This is a genomic window from Mesorhizobium sp. M8A.F.Ca.ET.021.01.1.1, assembly GCF_003998025.1.
Classification (GTDB): domain Bacteria; phylum Pseudomonadota; class Alphaproteobacteria; order Rhizobiales; family Rhizobiaceae; genus Mesorhizobium.
In genome coordinates this window covers 1-20367 of sequence record NZ_RZSJ01000036.1, presented here as the reverse complement: position 1 = coordinate 20367, position 20367 = coordinate 1, and the positions used below count along the sequence as shown (strand labels likewise).

Annotated in this window: 18 protein-coding genes; 5 read left to right on the top strand and 13 right to left on the bottom strand. The window is 64.9% G+C overall.

Annotated elements, in window-relative coordinates:
• Positions 1-21 precede the first annotated feature (21 nt).
• From EOA36_RS05660 to EOA36_RS05600, 13 genes are all read right to left on the bottom strand, one after another.
• Entirely contained in the window at positions 22-417 is a 396-nt protein-coding gene (locus tag EOA36_RS05660) for a RidA family protein (protein WP_127275967.1), read from the bottom strand.
• Between the two features lie 75 nt (positions 418-492).
• Positions 493-1641, bottom strand: coding sequence for an acyl-CoA dehydrogenase family protein (locus EOA36_RS05655; RefSeq protein WP_127275966.1), 1149 nt, complete (start codon positions 1639-1641; stop codon positions 493-495).
• Positions 1642-1729: 88 nt separating this feature from the next.
• Complete coding sequence (locus EOA36_RS05650) at positions 1730-2542, bottom strand: enoyl-CoA hydratase family protein (protein ID WP_127275965.1); 813 nt, start codon at positions 2540-2542, stop codon at positions 1730-1732.
• Positions 2539-3009 carry a MarR family transcriptional regulator gene (locus tag EOA36_RS05645; RefSeq protein WP_127275964.1) on the bottom strand — a complete coding sequence of 157 codons (471 nt, stop codon included), beginning with the start codon at positions 3007-3009 and terminating at the stop codon, positions 2539-2541. Before EOA36_RS05645 ends, EOA36_RS05650 begins: the two co-directional genes overlap by 4 nt.
• On the bottom strand, positions 3003-3776 hold the full coding sequence (locus EOA36_RS05640) for an SDR family NAD(P)-dependent oxidoreductase (protein ID WP_127275963.1): 774 nt from the start codon (positions 3774-3776) through the stop codon (positions 3003-3005). The genes EOA36_RS05645 and EOA36_RS05640 overlap by 7 nt, the downstream gene beginning before the upstream one ends.
• Positions 3773-6067, bottom strand: coding sequence for a bifunctional salicylyl-CoA 5-hydroxylase/oxidoreductase (locus EOA36_RS05635; protein ID WP_127275962.1), 2295 nt, complete (start codon positions 6065-6067; stop codon positions 3773-3775). The genes EOA36_RS05640 and EOA36_RS05635 overlap by 4 nt, the downstream gene beginning before the upstream one ends.
• Before the next feature lie 143 nt (positions 6068-6210).
• Entirely contained in the window at positions 6211-6810 is a 600-nt protein-coding gene (locus tag EOA36_RS05630) for a VOC family protein (RefSeq protein ID WP_127275961.1), read from the bottom strand.
• 77 nt (positions 6811-6887) lie between these two features.
• A complete protein-coding gene (locus EOA36_RS05625; protein ID WP_127275960.1) occupies positions 6888-7718 on the bottom strand; it encodes an ATP-binding cassette domain-containing protein in 831 nt (276 codons plus the stop codon).
• Positions 7711-8589: an ABC transporter ATP-binding protein gene (locus tag EOA36_RS05620; RefSeq protein ID WP_127275959.1), complete on the bottom strand. Its 879-nt coding sequence runs from the start codon at positions 8587-8589 to the stop codon at positions 7711-7713. Before EOA36_RS05620 ends, EOA36_RS05625 begins: the two co-directional genes overlap by 8 nt.
• Entirely contained in the window at positions 8586-9434 is an 849-nt protein-coding gene (locus EOA36_RS05615; RefSeq protein ID WP_127275969.1) for an ABC transporter permease, read from the bottom strand. Before EOA36_RS05615 ends, EOA36_RS05620 begins: the two co-directional genes overlap by 4 nt.
• Positions 9427-10434, bottom strand: coding sequence for an ABC transporter permease (locus tag EOA36_RS05610; protein ID WP_127275958.1), 1008 nt, complete (start codon positions 10432-10434; stop codon positions 9427-9429). Before EOA36_RS05610 ends, EOA36_RS05615 begins: the two co-directional genes overlap by 8 nt.
• Before the next feature lie 90 nt (positions 10435-10524).
• Positions 10525-12051 (bottom strand): ABC transporter substrate-binding protein, encoded by a 1527-nt coding sequence (locus EOA36_RS05605; RefSeq protein ID WP_127275957.1) that lies wholly within the window; start codon positions 12049-12051, stop codon positions 10525-10527.
• Between the two features lie 112 nt (positions 12052-12163).
• On the bottom strand, positions 12164-13738 hold the full coding sequence (locus tag EOA36_RS05600; protein WP_127275956.1) for an NAD(P)/FAD-dependent oxidoreductase: 1575 nt from the start codon (positions 13736-13738) through the stop codon (positions 12164-12166).
• A 118-nt stretch (positions 13739-13856) separates the two neighbouring features.
• On the opposite strand from EOA36_RS05600, the gene EOA36_RS05595 reads away from it, so the two are divergent.
• The 5 genes from EOA36_RS05595 to EOA36_RS05570 all read left to right on the top strand — a co-directional run.
• Positions 13857-14648, top strand: coding sequence for a cyclase family protein (locus EOA36_RS05595; protein WP_127275955.1), 792 nt, complete (start codon positions 13857-13859; stop codon positions 14646-14648).
• 290 nt (positions 14649-14938) lie between these two features.
• Positions 14939-16510: an NAD(P)/FAD-dependent oxidoreductase gene (locus EOA36_RS05585; RefSeq protein ID WP_127275954.1), complete on the top strand. Its 1572-nt coding sequence runs from the start codon at positions 14939-14941 to the stop codon at positions 16508-16510.
• Complete coding sequence (locus EOA36_RS05580) at positions 16510-16992, top strand: MarR family transcriptional regulator (RefSeq protein ID WP_127275953.1); 483 nt, start codon at positions 16510-16512, stop codon at positions 16990-16992. Before EOA36_RS05585 ends, EOA36_RS05580 begins: the two co-directional genes overlap by 1 nt.
• A 44-nt stretch (positions 16993-17036) precedes the next feature.
• Entirely contained in the window at positions 17037-19190 is a 2154-nt protein-coding gene (locus EOA36_RS05575; protein WP_127275952.1) for an indolepyruvate ferredoxin oxidoreductase subunit alpha, read from the top strand.
• The coding region (locus tag EOA36_RS05570) for an indolepyruvate oxidoreductase subunit beta family protein (protein WP_127275951.1) at positions 19183-20367 on the top strand (1185 nt) is incomplete at its 3' end. The genes EOA36_RS05575 and EOA36_RS05570, both read left to right, overlap by 8 nt.

Below are 20367 nucleotides of genomic sequence, written 5' to 3'. Positions count from 1 at the left end.
AGGATGACGAAGCGATGGCGGTTATTCCGGAATAACGGCGGTGGCCTGGATCTCCACCTTGGCGCGGTCCTCCACCAGCGCCACCACCTGCATGGCGGCCATTGCCGGAAAATGCCGGCCGATCACTTCGCGATAGGCCTCGCCAATCCCCTTGAGATTGCCGAGATATTCGGCCTTGTCGGTGAAATACCAGGTCATCGAGGTGATGTGCCGTGGCTCCGCGCCGGCCTCGGCCAGCACCGCGACGATGTTCTGGAGGGTCTGCCGCACCTGGCCGGCGAAATCGTCGGTCTCGAACTGGCATTGCCCGTTCCAGCCGACCTGGCCGCCGACGAAGACGAGCTTGCCGCGCGCCGCCACGCCGTTGGCGTAGCCGACGGGTTTTGCCCAGCCTTCCGGCTGCAGGATCTCGTGCATGTCGTCTCTCCGCTATCCAATATCGGGTCCGCAATATCCGTGTCGAAAACAATTCAGTCCGTGGTCACGACCCGTTCAGGCCGCGCCCATCACTTGCCGCGCGATCACCACCTTCTGCACGTCCGAAGCGCCCTCATAGATGCGCAGCGCGCGGATTTCGCGATACAGGCTCTCGACGATGTGGCCTTTGCGGACACCGTCGCCGCCATGCAGTTGCACCGCTTTGTCGATCACCTCCTGCGCCTTGTCTGTGGCGAACAGCTTGGCCATCGCCGCCTCTCGGGTGACGCGGGCGGCGCCCATGTCCTTGGTCCAGGCGGCGCGGTAGACCAGCAGCGCCGCCGCATCGACGTCGAGGGCCATGTCGGCGATATGGCCCTGCACCATCTGCAACTCGGCCATCGGCGCGCCGAACAGCTTGCGCTCGGCCACTCTGTTGATGCTTTCATCGAGCGCCCGGCGGGCAAAGCCGAGCGCTGCCGCACCGACCGTCGAGCGGAACACGTCGAGCACCGACATGGCGATGCGAAAGCCGTCGCCCGGCCTGCCGATCAGCGCCGAGGTGGGAACACGAACCTCGTCGAACGACAAACGCGCCAGCGGATGCGGCGCAATCACTTCCAGCCGCTCGGCAATGTCGAGGCCCTTGGCATCGCCCGGCACGATGAAGGCCGAGAGGCCCTTGGCGCCCGGCGCTTCGCCAGTGCGGGCAAAGACGACATAGAGATCGGCGATGCCACCATTCGAAATCCAGGTTTTTTCGCCGGTGAGAACATAGCTGTCGCCATGGCGGGTCGCCGTCATTTCCGTGTTGGCGACATCGGATCCGGAGCGCGGTTCCGACAGGGCGAAGGCGGAGATCGCCTTGCCGGCGCGCGTCTTAGCCAGCCATTGCCGCTGTTCCGGCGTGCCGAACAGGCTAAGCGCACCAGTGCCGAGCCCCTGCATGGCGAAAGCGAAATCGGCCAGCCCGTCATGGCGCGCCAGCGTCTCGCGCGTGATGCACAAGGAACGCACGTCGAGCGGGCCGGGATTGTCCGTGTCGACAGCTGTCGGCATCAGCCAGCCGTCGCGCCCAAGCATGGCCACCAACTCGCGGCAGGCAGCATCGATGTCGTGATGATCGACGGGGACGTTCTTTGCGCACCAGGCGTCGAGCTGCTCTGCGAGCTCGCGATGGCGGTCTTCGAAGAACGGCCAGTTGAGGAAAGAGCGGTCAGGCATGTCTGCCTCCGCAGCTCTGCGAGGTTTGCGCTCTACGGCGCCCCCCTCTGTCCCGCCGGCATGTCCTTCTCTGGCGAAGAAAACATCCTCAATTCCCCTCGAACACCGGCTTTTCCTTGGCCACAAAAGCCCGATACGCCCGCTCGAAATCGCGGGTCTGCATGCAGATCGCCTGCGCCTGCGCTTCCGCCTCGATCGCCTGGTCGAGGCCCATCGACCATTCCTGGTTGAGCTGCGTCTTGGTGATGCCGTGGGCGAAGGTCGGGCCCGAGACGATGCGGGCCGCCATCTCCAGCGCATCGGCCTCGAGAGCCGCCGCATCGACCAGCCTGTTGTAGAAGCCCCAGCGCTCGCCTTCCGCCGCCGTCATGGTTCGGCCGGTGTAGAGCAGTTCGGCGGCGCGGCCCTGGCCGATGATGCGCGGCAGGATCGCGCAGGCGCCCATGTCGCAGCCGGCCAAGCCCACGCGTGTGAACAGGAAGGCGGTCTTGGCCTCCGGCGTGGCGATGCGGATGTCGGAACTCATGGCGATGATGGCGCCGGCGCCGACCGCGACACCGTCAACCGCCGCGATGATCGGCTTGCCGCAATTCAGCATCGCCTTGACGAAATCGCCGGTCATGCGGGTGAAGGCGAGGAGCTGCTTCATGTCCATCTTGACCAGCGGACCGATGATGTCGTGGACATCGCCGCCGGAGCAGAAATTGCCGCCATTGGACAGGAACACCACGGCGTCGACATCGTCGGCATAGACAAGATCGCGGAACGTGTCGCGCAACTCGGCATAGCTGTCGAAGGTCAGCGGGTTCTTGCGCTCAGGCCGGTCGAGCCGGACCTTGGCGATCCGGCCCTCGACCTCCCACAGGAAATGCTTCGGCTTGCGGCCGGCCATTGCAGTCATTCGCGTCCCTCCCAGTTGCTGCGGAACGAGGTCAGCATGCCGGTCAGCCGGCGGGCATCCTCCTCGCTGACCTTGCCCAGCAATTCACCGATCCAGCCCTCATGCGCGGCGGCGATGGTGGCAAAGGACTTGGTGCCCTCCTCGGTCAACCGCACCATCGAGGTGCGGCGGTCGCCATTGCGGCGTGCACGCGCCACCAGTCCTTCGGAAACCAGACGGTCGACGATGCCGGTGACATTGCCGTTGGAGACCAGCAGGAAGCGCGAGAGGTCGCTCATCAGCATGCCTTCCGGCGCCCGGTAGAGTGCTGCCATGACGTCGAAGCGCGGCAGCGTCGTATCGAATTCCTTCTTCAGCCGCTCGCGCAACTCGGCCTCGATCGTGCGCGAGGCGCGCAGCAGCCTGATCCAAAGACGCAGCCGGTCCTTGCCGGGTCCCGATGGCACGGGCAGGGGGCCGGCTACCATGTTTCACCTCCCGAGATCGAAATCGCCTGTCCGGTGATCGACGCCGCAGCATTGCCGCACAGCCAGAGCACGGCGGCGGCTACTTCCTGAGGCTGGATGAAACGGCCCTGCGGATTGGTCGAGGCCAGGCTCGCCCGTGCCTCGTCAGCCGAGCGTCCGGTCTTTTCGACGATGCGCTGGATGGACTCCTCCAGCATGTCGGTCTCGACGAAGCCAGGACACACCGCATTGACGGTGACGCCGGATTTCGCCGTCTCGGCGGCAAGCGCCCGCATCAGACCGACGACGCCATGCTTGGCCGCTACATAGGGCGCGACATAGGCGTAGCCTTTCAGACCGGCGGTCGAGGCGATGAAGACGATGCGGCCTGCCTTGCGCGCGGCCATGCCGGCCAGCGCCGGCTTCACCGTCAGGAAGGCTCCGGTCAAATTGACGTCGAGCGTCCGCTGCCAGTCGGCAAGCGTCGTCTTGTGCGCCGGCGTGCTGCCGGCCATGCCGGCATTGGCGACGACGATGTCGAACGGTCCGCGCGCGGCCTCGGCCTGTGTGTAGAGCGCGGCCATCGCCGCCTCATTGGTGACGTCGGCGGCAATGCCATGGATGCGGTCGTTTTCGCTGGCAACCTTCGCGAGTTCAGCTTCGCGACGCCCACATATGGTCACGTCGACACCAGCCTCGGCTAACGCCAGCGCGATGGCCCGGCCGACGCCGGATCCGCCGCCGGTGACCAGCGCGTGCTTGCCGGGAATCGTGGCCGCCGCTGTCATACTTTCAGCCCCGCCGCCGCTTCGCGCTCAGCCAGCCGGTAGATTTGGTCGCGTCCGGGCAGATAGGGATCCGGCCATTTAACGCCACGGTCGCCGAGCGTCACCGCCGCATGCAGCGTCCAGTAGGGATCCGCGAGATGCGGCCGTGCCAGCGCCACCAGATCGGCGCGGCCGGCCATCAGGATCGAATTGACATGATCCGGTTCGTAGATGTTGCCGACCGCCATCGTCGCCATGCCGACCTCGTTGCGGATGCGGTCCGAAAACGGCGTCTGGAACATGCGGCCATAGACCGGCTTGGCAGCAATCGAGGTCTGGCCGGCCGAGACGTCGCATATGTCGACGCCCGCCTCATGCAGCATGCGCGCGATCTCGACGGCGTCGGCCGGCGTCACGCCTTCGATCCCGACCCAGTCATTGGCCGAAATGCGGACCGAGATCGGTTTTCCCGTCGGCCAGGCGGCGCGCACCGCACGGAAGATCTCGAGGGGATAGCGCATGCGGTTTTCCAGCGAACCGCCATAGGCGTCAGTGCGCCCGTTGGTGACCGGCGTGATGAACGACGACAGGAGATAGCCGTGCGCCGCATGGATCTCCAGCATGTCGAAGCCGCAGCGATCGGCCATTTTGGCGGAGGCCACGAACTGGTCGCGCACCAAATCCATGTCGGCGCGATCCATCGCCTTCGGCACCTGATTCTGCGGCGACCACGCGACGGCCGATGCCGCCATGACAGGCCAGTTACCCGAGTCCAGCGGCACGTCAGTGCCTTCCCAGCCGACACGGGTCGAACCCTTGGCGCCGGAATGGCCGATCTGGGCGCAGATCTTCGCTTCGGTTTCGGTATGGACGAAATCGACCAGCCGCCTCCACGCCACCTCATGTTCGGGCGCGTAGAAGCCGGGGCAGCCAGGCGTGATCCGCCCTTCCGGGCTGACGCAGGTCATCTCGATATAGACAAGCCCGGCGCCGCCCTTGGCGCGCTCGGCATAATGGGTGAAATGCCAATCGGTTGGGCAGCCGTCGACGGCCTTGTACTGCGCCATCGGCGAAACGACGACGCGGTTGTTGAGAACCATGTCGCGCAGCTTGAAGGGGGCGAACATCGGCGCCCGGCGCAGCCTGTTGCCGCCGGCACCAGCCTGGCGCTGAAACCACTCTTCTGCGCCGCCCAGCCATTCGGCATCGCGCAGCCGCAAATTCTCGTGGCTGATGCGTTGCGAACGGGTCAAGAGCGAATAGTTGAACTGCACTGGATCGAGACCGAGATAGCGCTCGACCTCCTCGAACCATTCCAGAGAATTGCGCGCCGCCGATTGCAGCTTCAGCACCTCGGTGCGGCGAGCGTCCTCATATTTGCGGAACGCGGCCTCGAGGTCCGGTTCGGTCTCGACATAGTCGGCCAGCGCCACCGCGCTTTCCAGGGCGAGTTTGGTGCCGGAGCCGATCGAGAAATGCGCCGAGGCCGCGGCGTCGCCCATCAGCGCCAGATTCTTGTAGGACCAGCGCTCGCACAGCACGCGCGGGAAATTGATCCAGGCCGAGCCCCTGATGTGGTTGGCGTTGGTCATCAGCGCATGGCCGCCAAGATGTTTGGCGAAGATGCGCTCGCAGACCGCGATGGACTCCTGCTGCGACATCGCGCCGAAGCCGAAGGCGGCCCAGGTCTGTTCGCTGCATTCGACAATGAAGGTCGCGGTCTCGCTGTCGAACTGGTAGGCGTGCGCCCACACCCAGCCATGCTCGGTCTTTTCGAAGATGAAGGTGAAGGCGTCGTCGAATTTCTGGTTGGTGCCAAGCCAGACGAACTTGCATTTGCGGGTGTCGATGTCGGGCTTGAAAATGTCGACGAAGGTATTGCGCGCCCTGGAGTTCAGCCCGTCGGCGGCGACGACCAGGTCATGCGTCTCCATATAGGGGCGGGGGTCGGCGATGTCGGTTTCGAACATCAGCTTGACGCCGAGTTCGCGCGCGCGCCGCTGCAAGAGCACCAGCAGGCGCTTGCGGCCGATGCCGCAGAAGCCGTGGCCCGACGAGACCGTGCGCACGCCGTCATGGATGACGGCGATGTCGTCCCAATAGGCGAAATGCTTCTTGATCCAGACGGCGCTGACGGGATCATTCTCAGCAAGATTATCGAGCGTCTCGGCCGACAGCACGACGCCCCAGCCGAACGTGTCGTCGGCGCGATTGCGCTCGAACACCGTCACGTCGTGCGCGGCGTCCCTCAGTTTCATCGAAATGGCAAAGTAGAGGCCGGCTGGTCCGCCGCCGAGAACCGCAACCTTCATCTGTGCGATCTCCTCTTCGCTTGCTGTGCCTCAGTATCGCGCCGGAGGTAAGATATTTCAAGCTTAAAGTTTTATGTCGAAATGATTAGGCGGGGATTGCGTGGCGCGCTTGCGTGACGTCCCTGCAAGCGCGCCGCGGGAGATCATTTCTCCGGGTTCTTCGGGCTCCACAGCACGGTCTCGGCACCCTTCTCATAGGCCATGCCGTTGGGATAGCTGATCGCTTCCAGTTGCAAGCCCCAGGGTGCCTGGAAATAGAGGATGGTCTGGCCGGCGGCGGGCCCTTCCTTGACCGGCAGCGGCCCCATCCGTGTCTTCACGCCCTTGCCGTCGAGATAGGCTTTCGCCGCGGCAACGTCGTCGACGTAGAAGGCGATGTGGAAGCCGCCAATGTCGCTGTTCTTCGGTGTCAGGTCCTTCTGGTCGGGCGCGGTGTATTTGAACAGCTCGATGTTCGATCCGCTACCGCACCGGACCATGGTGATCTGCTCGATGACCGCCTTCGGATCGACGCCCAGCACGTCCTGCATGAAGGTGCCCTTGTCGTCGGCGAACGGTCCGAACGACATCGCCTTCTTGCAGCCCACGACTTCGGTGAAGAAATCGACCGCCTGCTTCATGTCGGGAACCGTGATGCCGGTATGGTCGTGTCCGCGCATGCCGGGGATCGAATCCGCCGCCGCCGCTCCCATCGATCCGAGCAGGATCGCGGCGAGCATCGTGCCGCGGGTTGCGTAGTTCATGTTACCCTCCGTTCGCGGGCTGATTTCGCCCCCATGCACGTCCGAGGCCCGCTCTTCGGCGTGCGGGATGAAAAGTCTTATGCCGGCGCCTTCGCGGGCGGCCGCAGCCAGTCCGCGTCGATCTCGGGAAGCGGAATGGCGGCAAGCAGGTCTCGCGTGTAAGTCTCCCTGGGATTGTCGAACAGCGCATCCGTGGCGCTCTGCTCGACGATGCTGCCCTCGCGCATGACGATCACCTGTTGGCAGAGCCGCCGGATGACCGACAGGTCGTGGCTGATGAAGGCGACCGTCAGGCCCATCTCCGCCGCGAGCTTCTCCAGCAAGGTCAGGATCTGCGCCTGTGTCGAGACGTCGAGCCCGGAGACGATCTCGTCGGCCAGCAAGAATTTCGGCGACAGCGCCAGCGCGCGCGCAATGCCGACGCGCTGGCGCTGGCCGCCCGACAGCTGGTGCCGGTAGCGGCTGGCGAAGCTCTGCGGCAGGCCGACGCGTTGCAGTGCCTCTGCGACGCGGGATTTCAGATTGTCGCCAAGCCCATTCTGTTTCAGCGGCGCGGCAATGATGCTGGCAATGGTGCGGCGCGGGTTGAGCGACGACATCGGATCCTGAAAAATCATCTGCAGGTCGCGGCGCAGCGGCCGCAGTGCCGCTTCCGGCAGGTGGGTGATGTCGCGGCCCTCGAAACGGATGCTGCCGGCGCTCGGCTTCAGCAGCCGGACCAACGCACGGCCAAGTGTCGACTTGCCGGACCCGGATTCGCCAACGATGCCCGTTACCGAGCCGCTGGGCAGGTCGAAATCCAGGCCTTTTAGGATCTCGACCAGCGGCGCGCGGCCGATAAGCGGCTTGCGCGTCATGTCGGGCAGCGCGACCTTCAGCCCGCGCACGGAAAACAGCGGCTCAGCCATGCGGGCGCCTCCATGCCTGGTCGGCTGCCGCGATCTCGGCGGCAAGTCCGGCCAGAACCGTCTCGTCCACCGGCTTCAGCGAGGCGAAGGGGTCGGTGTAGCGTGGCGTCGCAGCCATCAGCGCCCGGGTGTACGGATGCCGGGGTGCCGCGAAGAGATCAGCGGTCTCGGCCTCTTCCACCACCTTGCCGGCATAGAGCACCGACACTTTCTGGCTGATCTTGGCGACGACGCCAAGATCATGGGTGACGAACAGGATCGCGGTGCCGTGCTCGCGCTGCAACGCGGCGATCAGCCGAAGGATCTGCTTCTGCACGGTGACATCGAGCGCCGTGGTCGGCTCGTCGGCGACGATCAGCCGTGGCTCGGCGGCAAAGGCGGCGGCAATCAGCACGCGTTGGCGCATGCCGCCGGACAGTTCGTGCGGATAGCTCTTCAGCACCCGGTCCGGGTCGCGGATCTGTACCTCGTCCAGCAATTGCCTGACACGCTTGTCCGCCTTGTCGCCGCTCCAACCCAGGATGCGCACCAGCCGGTCGGTCATCTGCGGACCGATGCGGCGCGAGGGGTTGAGCGCGGTCAGCGGGTCCTGCGGGATCAGCGCCGTGCGTGCGCCGATCAGCGTGCGCCGCGCCTTGGGCTGGAGTTTGCCGAGGTCTTCGCCCTCGAGCCTCATGTCGCCTTCGACGATGCGCACGCTCGACGGCAGGACGCCCAGCACCGCCTTGCCGATCATCGTCTTGCCGGCGCCGCTTTCGCCGACCAGCGCGCGCACCTCGCCGGGTTGCACGGTGAGCGAAACAGAGCGCAGCACGCGCTGGCCGTTGGCCAGCACCGCGCTCAGATTGGCGATATCGAGACAGGCACTCATCGCAGCACCGGATCGAAACGCGTCTTCAGTGCTTCGCCGAACTGGCTGAACGACAGCACAGTGAGGATCAGCGTGATCAGCGGAAACACCAGCACCCACCAGGCTTGATGGATCGACAGCCGGCCTTCGGCGATGATGCCGCCCCAGGTCGGGTCGTCGGTCGAGATCGACAGATTGACGAAGGACAGGATCGCCTCGACGATGACGGCGATGCCCATTTCCAGCGACAGCAGCGCAACGATCGACGGCACCACGTTGGGCAGCACCTCGCGCAGCATGATGCCGATGCGGCCATAGCCGGCGATGCGGGCATTCTCGACATAGTCCATGCGCGACTGGCCCATGGCTTCGGCGCGGATGACCCGGCAGAAGCGCGTCCAGTCGATGATCGCGATAGCCAGAATGACGGAGCTCAAGCCGGTACCGAGCACGGCGACCAGCAGAATGGCGAAAAGCACCGGCGGGAACGCCATCCAGATGTCGACGATGCGCGAGATGATGCGATCCGCCCAGCCGCCGAAATAGCCCGCGATCAGTCCCAGCACCGAGCCGACGAGGCAGGCGGCGATGGCCGCCGCGAAAGCAACGATGAAGGCGATGCGGCCACCAAAAATCAGGCGCGAGAGCAGATCGCGGCCGAGGCTGTCGGTGCCAAGCCAATAGCCAGGCTCGGCGCCATCGAGCCAGAACGGCGGCAGGCGCTCCAGCATCAAATCCTGCGCCAGCGGATCCTGCGGCGCCACCAGCGGCGCGAAAATCGCGGCCAGCAGTGCCAGCAGCAGCCAGCCGCCGGCAAGCCACAGCCTCGGGCTCAGTCCGCGTCGCGAGATGCGTGCCTCATCCAGGGCGAAGCCTCGGATTGAGCAGCGCATACATCATGTCGACGACGAGGTTGATCAGCACGAACAGCAGCGCGAACACCAGCACGATGCCCTGGATCAGCGGCAGGTCGCGGTTGATGACGGCATCGATCGCCATGTTGCCGAGCCCCTCATAGGAGAACAGCCGCTCGACGATGACCGTGCCGCCGATGAGGAAGGTGAATTGCACGCCGATCAGGGTCAGCGTCGGCAGCGCGGCGTTCTTCAGCGCCTCGCGCAGGATGACCTGCGTTTCCGAAAAGCCCTTGACCCGTGCCAGCACGACATAGTCGAGGTCGAGCACTTCCTTCAGCGACTGTTTGAGAAGCTGCGAGATGATCGCCGCCAGCGGCAGCGCCAAAGCCACGGCCGGCATCAGCATGTGCTTCAAGAGATCCCAGGTCAGGTCGAAGCGCAGTCGCAGCAGGCTCTCGAAGAAATAGAACTGCGTCACGAAGGGCAGGTCGAGTTGCGGCGACACGCGGCCCGAAATGTCGAAGATCGGCACCAGCACGCCGAACAGCAGGATCAGCACCAGGCCCCAGAGGAAGTCGGGGATGGAAAGGGCGGCGCCGCTCGCAATATCGATGCCGGCCTCGACCGCCGTGCCGCGTTCGCGCGCGCCGAGTATCGCCGTCGTGCCGCCGATCGCCACCGCCATGACGAGAGCGACGATGGCAAGTTCCAGCGTGGCCGGCAGCCGGTTGAAGACGAGGCCGAGCACGTCTTGCCGCAGCGAGATCGAGGTTCCGAAATCGCCCCTGGCGACACCGGACAGCCAGATGAAGAACTGCTGTACGATCGTCTTGTCGAGCCCGTACAGCGCGCGCAGTCGGGCGATGTCGTCATTGGTGGCGCCGGGCGGCAGCATCATGGCGATCGGATCGCCGGGCGCGACGCGGATGACGACAAAGACGACGACGGCCACGCCGAACAGCGTGATCAACATCGTCAGCAGACGAATCAGGAATCGTTGCAGGAGCATGTAAATCTTTGCAGGAGCCCGTGGGCTCGTATGCCCGATGGAAAATGCGCGCCGTCATTGGCGACGGCGCGCGGCAATTCCAGGCCGATATCAGGCCGGGGTCATCAAGGCCGGCAGCAGCGCGCCTGAGATGTGCTGGACGACTTTGACGCCCTTGGCATGCACGATCGGCTGCGCGTACTGCATCAGCGGCAGCACATAAGCCTGCTCGGCGATGTATTTGTCGACCGCCTTCCAGCCGGCGATGCGCTTGGCCTCGTCTTTTTCTCCCCACAGCGGGTTGATCATGTCGATCAGGTCCTGGCTGTCCCAGACCGAATGCGGGCTCGGCCCATACATGGCAAAGCCGGTCGAGGTGGTCGGATCGCCAATGGCGTTGCCCCAATTGTAGAAGGCCGCGGGCGCGAGCTTGTCGGCGGCGCGCAGCTCGTAGTGCTTGGCGATCTCATAGACCTCGATCGTCGCCTCGATGCCGACCTTGCGCCACATGCCGACGATCGCCTGGATCATCTCATAGTCCTTGGGCTTGAAGCCCTTGGTCGTCTGGATGGTGAACTTGACCGGCTTTTCCGGCGAATAGCCTGAGGCGGCCAGCAGTTCCTTGGCCTTCTCAGGATTGTGCTCCACCTTGATCGAGGCATCGAAGGCCGCGTATTCCGGCGTTTCGAGCGTGGCGATCGGCTGGCCATAGCCGCGCAGCAGCCGCTTGACCAGAAGCTCCTTGTCCACCGCCATGACGGCTGCCTGGCGCACGTTCTTGTCCAGCATCGCTTCGATGTCGTTGAAGAAGATCATGCCGATGTCGGAAACATTCTTGATCGAGCCGGCAAGCCCGTCCTTGGCGATCAGCCGGTCATACTCCTCATAAGGGATTTCGAGCGTCACCTGCGAGGAACCGGATTCGATCTCGGCCACCCGGCTTGCCGCATCGGTGACGAACTTGATCGTCACATTCTCAAAGGCCGGCTTGCCGCCCCAATAGTCGGGATTGGCCTTCAGCCGCAGGAAAGCGTTGCGCTCGAATTTTTCCACCATGTAGGGGCCGGTGCCGATCGGCGCCTTCTCGAAGCCTTCGGCGCCGACCTTCTCGTAATAGGCCTTGGGCATGATGTAGCCGGTCAGGAACGACATCCACTTGAAATAGACTGGATCGAACTGCACGACGTCGCCAGTGATCTTGTTGCCGTCGATCTTGAAATTGTTGACGTTCTTCCAGACGAACTGGATCGGGTTGCCGGTCTTTTCGTCGCCCGCACGCTGCAGCGACCAGACGACGTCTTCCGGTGTGAAGGGCGAGCCGTCATGCCATTTCACGCCTTCGCGCACCGTCATCATGATCTTGGTGCGGTCGTCGTTCCAGCCCCATTCGGTCAGCAGGCCAGGCGCGAAGGACAGGTCCGGCTTCTGCGGGATGAATTGGTCGAACACCGATTGGTAGAGGCCCTGGATGGTCGGGTTGACGGCCGACGGTCCGGTGGTCGGATCCCAGGACGGCAGGTTGACATTGTAGGCGATGGTCAGTTCGCCGGCGGCCTGGGCAATCTTTGGCAGGCCGACGGCGGCCACGCCAAGTGCCGCGGCACTGTATCCCAGTAATTCGCGTCTGTTGATTGTCATGGTCGTTCCCCTTGTTGGTTTATTTGTCTTCGCGCAGCGTCTTCAGTTCATTGGTTCGGGCTTCGTCGGCAGCAGCGCCTTGCCTCTCGTCGCCTCCATAAAATCGTCTGGCCTACCTCCCGCCAAGCTGTTGCGCGAGCATGAAGCCCGAGGCGGCACCGGTGCCGGCGCCCGGCCATGTCGCTGCGCCGGTGAGATGCAGGTTGGCGACCGGCGTGTTCCAGCCGGCATAGCCGCGCGCCGGGCGGAACAGGAAATTCTGCGCCAGATGGTGGCTGCCGCAGACCTGGTCACCGCCGACGAGGTTCGGGTTCTCACGCTCGAGATCGATCGGCGAGAACACCGCGCGGCCAAGGATCTTTGCGCGCAGGCCGGGCGCGTAGGTCTCGATAATGTCGAGCACGCGCTCGGCATAGGCTTCCTTGACCTGGTCCCAATGTGCTGGCGCGATCTTGGCCGCGGCGTCGCCCGCGATTTCGGCGGGCAGCATGCGCACCTGTATCCACAGAACATGCTTGCCCTGCGGCGCCCGCGATGGGTCGATGGCGGTCGGCTGGCCGACGACCAGCACCGGTTCGTCCGGCAGCATGCCTGCCATCGCCTGCTGATAGGTGCGCGACATCTGGTCGAGCGAGGGGGACAGATGCACATAGGCGAACTGACGCAACTCTGCCCCGGCGCGCCAGTCAGGCAGATCGTCCAGCGCCAGGTGGATCATCATCGTGCCTGGCGCGTGCCGGAATTTCTGCATCGCCGTGTCGAAGCCGGCGTTGCCGGAACCGCCAGGCAGCAGCTTGTCGGTCAGCGCCTTGGGCGCCACACCGGCAATGACCGCCTTGGCCGCCGTATGCGTTTCGCCGGAAGCGAGCCGCACGCCCGTCGCCTTGCCGCCAGAAACCGTGATCTCGGCGACATCGGCGCCGGTAATGATCCTGCCACCGGCTGATGTCACCATGCCGGCCAGTGCCCGGATGATCGTATCGGCGCCGCCCTTGCCCAGCACCATGCCGAAACTCTGGTTGGCCATCGATTCCAGATAGGGAAACACGGCGCCGCCGGCGATGTCGGGCGCGAAGTCGAGATGCATGCCCCAGGTGGCGAGAGTCGCCCTGATATGTGGTGACTCGAAAGTCTCCTCCAGCCAGGCGCGTGGCGAGGACAACAGCAGCCGGCCGGTATCGAGCGCGCCGGAAACACCTTTCTTGCGCCACAGGTTCCAGGCGGTGCCCGCAAGCGCCCGGGCGCTCATCGGCGATCCCAGCAGCTTGAACAAATGCCCGGCTTCGGCCGGGAAGGCGGCTACCAGCCTGCGCCATGTCGCGGCATCGGCGGCTGAAAAGGCGGCAACGCGGCTGGCGGTCTTTTCCAGATCGTTGCTGACCCCGAACCAGCGCCCATCCGGAAAGGCGCTGGCGAAACAATCGGCGACCGGCGCGAATTCCAGCCCCTGCGCTTTCAATTCATTTGCATATTTCCGGTGGAAGGCGGAGCCGGCGAACAGGCTCAGGTTCATCGCGCCGAAATCATGACGGAAGCCCGGAAGCGTGAATTCGCGGGTTTGCACCGCGCCGCCGATCGTTGCGCCGCGCTCGAAAACCCCGGTTTTCCAGCCCTTGAGCGCCAGATGCGCGGCGCATGCCAGACTGTTGTGGCCCGCCCCGACAAAGATGGCGTCGAACTCGCTCACGCCCCGTTCCCATTTCCTTTATGCTTAAAGATAATTGCAGATGCATATGTTTTCGTCTAGTAGGATATTAAGGGCCGAGACGAGCCTTGATCATGTCAGACAAGAGGGAACAGAGACCATGGACACCCAAAAACTTCTCGGCGAAGTCGCCGGTCAACTCCTTTCCGGCGCCATCAAGGTGGTCGACCTGACGGCGCCGCTCGGGCCGGACACACCGCTGATCAAGCTGCCGCCGGAACTTGCCGTCGATACGCCGAAGGTCGAGATCCACTCGATCTCCCGCTACGACAAGAACGGCCCATGGTGGGCGTGGAACTGGCTGAAGCTCGGTGAGCATTCCGGCACCCATTTCGACGCCCCGCAGCATTGGATCAGCGGCAAGGATTATCCGGACGGCGCCACCGACACCATTCCGGCGCAGAACTTTATCGGCCCGGTCAATGTCATCGACTGTTCGAAGGAGGCCGCCGCCGACCATGATTTCCTGCTCACCGTCGACCACATCAAGGCATGGGAAGCCAAGCATGGCGCGATCAACGCCGGCGAGTGGGTGGTGATGCGCACCGACTGGTACAAGCGCAACGGCTCGGAAGCCGAGTTCCTTAACGCCAACGAGACCGGCCCGCACACGCCCGGCCCGACGGCCGAAGCCATCCAGTTCCTGATCAGCAAGGACATCAAGGGCTGGGGCTCGGAGACGATAGGCACCGATGCCGGCAAGGCGGGCGGCATGGAGCCGCCATTCCCGGCGCACACGCTGATGCACAAGGCCAACCGCTACGGCCTGGCCAGCCTCTGCAACCTCGACCAGTTGCCGCCGAAAGGCGCGATCCTGATCGCGGCACCTCTCAAGATCGAGCACGGCACCGGCAGTCCGATCCGCGCACTGGCGCTGGTGGTTGGAAAATAGAGCGAGGTGGGTCTTCGGGAGAAGATCATGCAGCTTGGTGAGGCGATAGGGAGGCAGGATGGCGGCGTTAGCGCTCTACGGCGCCCCCCTCTGCCCTGCCGGGCATCTCCCCCACTTGGGGGGAGATCGGCAGCTTCCGCGACGGCTCCCTTCTTGCGACGTAGAAAATTGGCGAAAGCCGGGATGACATCCGATCTCCCCCCTTGTGGGGGAGATGTCCGGCAGGACAGAGGGGGGCGCCGTAGGGCGCTGACCCGGCAAGCCTACCCGCTGCCCACGAGCAACCCCCAATGAAAGCGCCCGACCACATCATTGTCGGCAGCGGCATCAACGCGCTGGTTTGCGCGGCGATGCTTGGCGGCAAGGGCGCCAAGGTGCTCGTGCTGGAGCGCAACGACCGCATTGGCGGCTGCATGCGCACCGAGGAGATCACCGCGCCTGGCTTCATCCACGATGTGATGGCAACGACCTTCGTGCTGTTCATCACCTCGCCGGCCTTCGCCGCACTTGGCGCCGACCTCGCCCGGCACGGGCTGGAATTCTGCCATACCGGCACGCCGACCGGCGTGCTTCGCCCGGACGGCAGCCATGCGGTGCTCAGCACCGACCGCGCCGCCAACATCGCCGCGCTCAACGCGATCGCGGCCGGCGACGGTGACCGCCACGCGGAAGATGTCGGCGGCATCGAAGGCAATGCCGGCCTGCTGTTCGGCCTGCTCGGCGGCAGTCTGTGGTCTTATCCGACCGCGAAGCTGCTGGCGGGCGACGCCTGGCGGCGGAGCCCGCGTGGTCTTGCCGCCTTCCTTGGCGATGCGCTGGTGCCGGCGCGCGGCTGGCTGGAAAGCGGCTACCAGTCCGAGACCGTCCGCGCGCTCTGGGCGCCGTGGGTGCTGCATGCCGGGCTTGGCCCGGAAGACGCCTTTTCCGGCCAGATCGCCAAGGTGATCGCCTTCGCGCTGGAGGCGGCCGGCGCGCCGATCGTCAAGGGCGGGGCGCAGAACCTGCTGTCTGCTTTCGAGGCGCTCATCAAGGAGCGCGGCGGCGTCATCTCCACCGAAGCGGACGTTGCCTCCATCCTCCTGGCCGGCGGCCGCGCCACCGGCGTGCGCCTGGCTTCGGGCGAGACCGTCCACGCGAAGAAGAGCGTTATCTGCTCGGTTACGCCGACACAGCTCTATGGCCGCCTGCTCGGCACGGATGCTCCCAAAGCCGATGCCGAGGCGACGAAGAAATACCGCTACGGCAAAGGCAATTTCCAGATCCACTACGCCCTCGACAAGCCGCCGTCCTGGCGCGGCGAAGGCCTGGACAAGGTGGCGCTGCTGCATCTGACGCCCGGACTGGATGGTGTCTCGAAAGCCTGCAACGAGGCGGCGCGCGGCATGCTCCCCGAGGTGCCGACCATCTGTGTCGGCCAGCCGCATGCGCTCGACCCGTCACGCTGCCCGGAAGGCAAGGCGATCCTGTGGCTGCAACTGCCCGAGGCGCCCCGCCACATCAAGGGCGACGCCGCCGGCAAGCTGCAGGCGCCCGCTGACGGGCAATGGACCGATGCCCTGCGCGAGGCCTATGCCGATCGCGCCGAAGCGGTCCTCGCCAGCCATATCGACGGCTTCAAGGACAGCGTGATCGCGCGCCGCGCCTATTCGCCGGCCGATCTCGAAGCGATGAACATCAACCTGGTCGGCGGCGACCCCTATGGCGGTTCCTCGACCATAGACCAAGCCTTCCTGTGGCGGCCGTTCAAGACCAGCCGCAACCACCAGACCGGCATCAAGGGCCTCTATCATATCGGCGCCTCGACCCATCCCGGTGCTGGCCTCGGCGGCGGCTCCGGTTTCCTGCTGGCGGGGAAGCTGTGATGGAACAGAAAGTCGCCGAAAAACGTCAGCGCATTTCGACCCTCGGCCAGATCGGCCTGCAGCAATTCGCGCCCTATCTGATGAACCGCATCATGGGCCGCTACAACGCCACCTTGCGTGACGATTTTCGCAAGCAGGGCCTGACCATTTCGCAGGTGCGCACGTTGGCCGTGCTGTCGGTCACCGACGGCGTCACTGTCAACGACCTCTCGGTCTATACGGTGATCGAGCAGTCGACCTTGAGCCGCACGTTGGACACGCTGGAGGGGCAAGGGTTCGTGCGGCGTGAGCAGGGCGTGAGCGACAGCCGGATCCGCCACGTGTTCCTGACCGACGAAGGTCGCGCCGAGTTCACCCGCGCCTGGCCCGCCATGCATGACGCGTTCGAGGCGATGTTCGACGATGTCGACGATGCCGAATATGCCGCCCTCATCGCGACGCTGCAGAAGATGCTGAAGAACATTCGCAAGCACGACATCTAGATGTACGCGCCGCCGATGCCGGCGGCAACGGAAGGAGGCCAAAAATGGCCGAACGGTCTTTTGCCAAGGAAGTCGAGAAGCTCAGGCTCGGCGCCGGCGAGGAATTCGCCGGCGAGGGCATCCTCGCCATCACCAAGGCACTGCTGCAATGCGGAGTCGGCTATGTCGGCGGCTACCAGGGCGCGCCGATCAGCCACCTGATGGATGTGCTGGCCGACGCGCAGGACATTCTGGGCGAACTCGGCGTGCATTTCGAGGCCAGCGCCTCGGAAGCCACCGCCACCGCCATGCTCGCCGCTTCGGTGCATTATCCGATCCGCGGCGCGGCGACCTTCAAGTCGACCGTCGGCACCAACGTCGCTTCAGATGCGTTGGCCAATCTCGCGTCCGGCGGCGTCACCGGCGGCGCGTTGATCATCGTCGGCGAGGATTATGGCGAGGGCTCCTCGATCATGCAGGAGCGCAGCCATGCCTTCGCCATGAAGAGCCAGGTCTGGCTGCTCGACCCGCGTCCGAACCTGCCGTCGATCGTCAAGGCGGTTGAGGATGGTTTCGAGCTGTCGGAAGTCTCCAACACGCCGGTCATGCTGCAGGTGCGCATCCGCTGCTGCCACGTGCATGGCCATTTCATCGCCAAGGACAACAAGCGCCCGCCGATGACTGTCGCCGATGCGCTGGACGCACCGCGCCGCGACACCGGCCGCATCGTGCTGCCGCCCGCCTCCTTTCTGCACGAGAAGGAGAAGGTGGCAAAGCGCTGGCCGGCGGCCGTCGACTTCATCACCAAGAACAGGATCAACGAGTTCTTCGGCTCGGACCACGGCTCGGTCGGCATCGTCATGCAGGGCGGCATGTACAATTCGGTCATCCGTGCGCTGCAGCGGCTTGGCCTTGCCGACACCTATGGCGACACGGATGTCCCGCTCTACGTGCTCAACGCCGTCTATCCGCTGATCGACGACGAGTTCCTCGCCTTCTGCGAGGGCAAGCAGGCGGTGCTGATGGTCGAGGAAGGCCAGCCCAACTATATCGAACAGGCCTTTGCCGCCATGCTGCACAAGGCCGGGCGCGGCACGCGCCTGGTCGGCAAGGAACATCTGCCGATGGCCGGCGAATATACCGGCCAGGTCATGCTTGATGGTATCGGCGCCTTCCTGCGCGCCGAGGCGCCGCATCTTTTGCCGGGCGAGGTGCGCGCGCCCAACAAGGTCGGCGACGGCGTCGACACGGCTGACCTGATCAACGTCGTGCCGGGCCGCCCGCCCGGCTTCTGCATCGGCTGCCCGGAACGGCCGATCTTTGCCGCGACCAAGCTGGTCGAACAGGAACTCGGCAAGCACCACATCGCCTCCGACATCGGCTGCCATCTGTTTTCGATCATGCCGCCTTTCGAGCTCGGCGCCACCACGATGGGCTATGGGCTGGGGCCAGCCTCGGCCTCGGCGTTCAATTCGCCCGACGCCAAGCGCCGCTCGATCTCCTTCGTCGGCGACGGCGGCTTCTGGCACAACGGCCTGACCTCCTCGATCGGCAACGCGGTGTTCAACAAGAATGACGGCGTCATCGTCATCGTCGATAATTTCTACTCGGCCGCGACTGGCGGGCAGGACATCCTGTCGTCGCGTGCGGGCAACAAGACCAAGTCGACCAAGCATCCGATCACCGAGGCGGTGAAAGGCATGGGCGTGAAATGGCTGCGCCATGTCGACCGCACCTACGATGTCGGCAAGATGCAGAACACGTTGCGCGAGGCGCTGACGACGGACGAGAAGGGCCCGAAAGTCATCGTCGCTTCGTCGGAGTGCATGCTCAATCGCCAGCGCCGCGAAAAGCCGCTGGTCGACAAGGCCATCAAGGGCGGCGAGCGTGTCGTCAAACCGAAGTTCGGCGTCGACGAGGACATCTGCACCGGGGACCATGCCTGCATGCGGCTTTCCGGCTGTCCGTCGCTGTCGGTGAAATCGCTTGACGACCCGCTGCGCGACGATCCGGTCGCGTCGATCGACCAGAACTGCGTCGGCTGCGGCAATTGCGGCGAGGTGGCGGACGCCGCGGTGCTGTGCCCTTCCTTCTATCGCGCCGATGTCGTGCACAACCCGAGCCGCTGGGACCGGTTCCTGGAAGCGGCGCGCCGCACGACGATCGGCTTCCTGCAGAGGCATCGCGAAAACCGGCGCCTGATATTCGCCGATGCTTGAGCCCGTCCCCTCCTTGCACCCCAGATCCGGTGCCGCCGATGAGCCGGTGATCAAGCTCGCCGTGCTGGCCGTCGGCGGCCAGGGCGGCGGCGTGTTGGCCGACTGGATCACCGATGTCGCCGAACGCAATGGTTACGTTGCACAGTCGACTTCGGTCGCCGGCGTCGCCCAGCGCACCGGCGCGACCATCTATTATATCGAGATGGCCCGCGACACCGGCCGCCTGCCGGTCTTCGCCCTGTCACCCTCGCAGGGCGATGTCGACATCCTGATCGCCGCCGAATTGATGGAGGCCGGCCGCGCCATCATCAGGGGCTTCGTCACCCCCAACCGCACGACGCTGATCGCCTCCTCGCATCGCATCGCCGCCGTCTCGGAAAAGATCGAACCGGGCGACGGCCGCGCCTCGTCGTCCAAGGTCCACGCGACGGCTGAGGCCGCGTCGAAGCGCTTCATCGCTTTCGACATGGAAAAGATCGCCGCCGACAACGGCTCGATGATCTCGGCCAGCCTGCTTGGCGCGCTGGCCGGCTCCGACGCACTGCCGTTCACGCGCGAGAGCTACGAACAGGCGATTGGTGCCGGCGGGCGGGGCGTGAAGGCCAGCCTTGCCGCCTTCGGCGCGGCCTTCGACCGCGCACGCGGCACGGCGGCAGCACCTTCGTCAAAACCGGCGGAGCCAGCCATTGTCGAATCCGCTTTGGGTGCCGGGCGTGTGAGCGGCCCGCAAAATCTGCTGCGGGGATGGCATGCCCAGGCCGCCCGCATCGACCTGATGCCCGTAGCCGTGCGCGACATGGCGCTTCGCGGCCTGAGAAAGGTCGTCGACTATCAGGACATCGCCTATGGGCGCGACTATCTCGACCGGCTGGACAACGCCGTTGCGCTGGACAGCGCCGGCCACGCTTATGCGCTGTCCATCGCCGCCGCCAAGCATCTGGCCAATGCCATGTGCTACGACGACATGATCCGCGTCGCCGATCTGAAAACGCGCTCGACCCGCGACAGGCGGGTGCGCAAGGAGGTTGGCGTCAAGGACGGTTCGGTCCTGCAGGTGACCGAATATTTCCACCCGCGCATCGAGGAGTTCTGCGGCACGCTGCCGGCGGGGCTGGGCAGCTACATCGAAAGCCGGCCGAAACTGGCCGCCTTTCTCGATCGCCGCATCAACCATGGC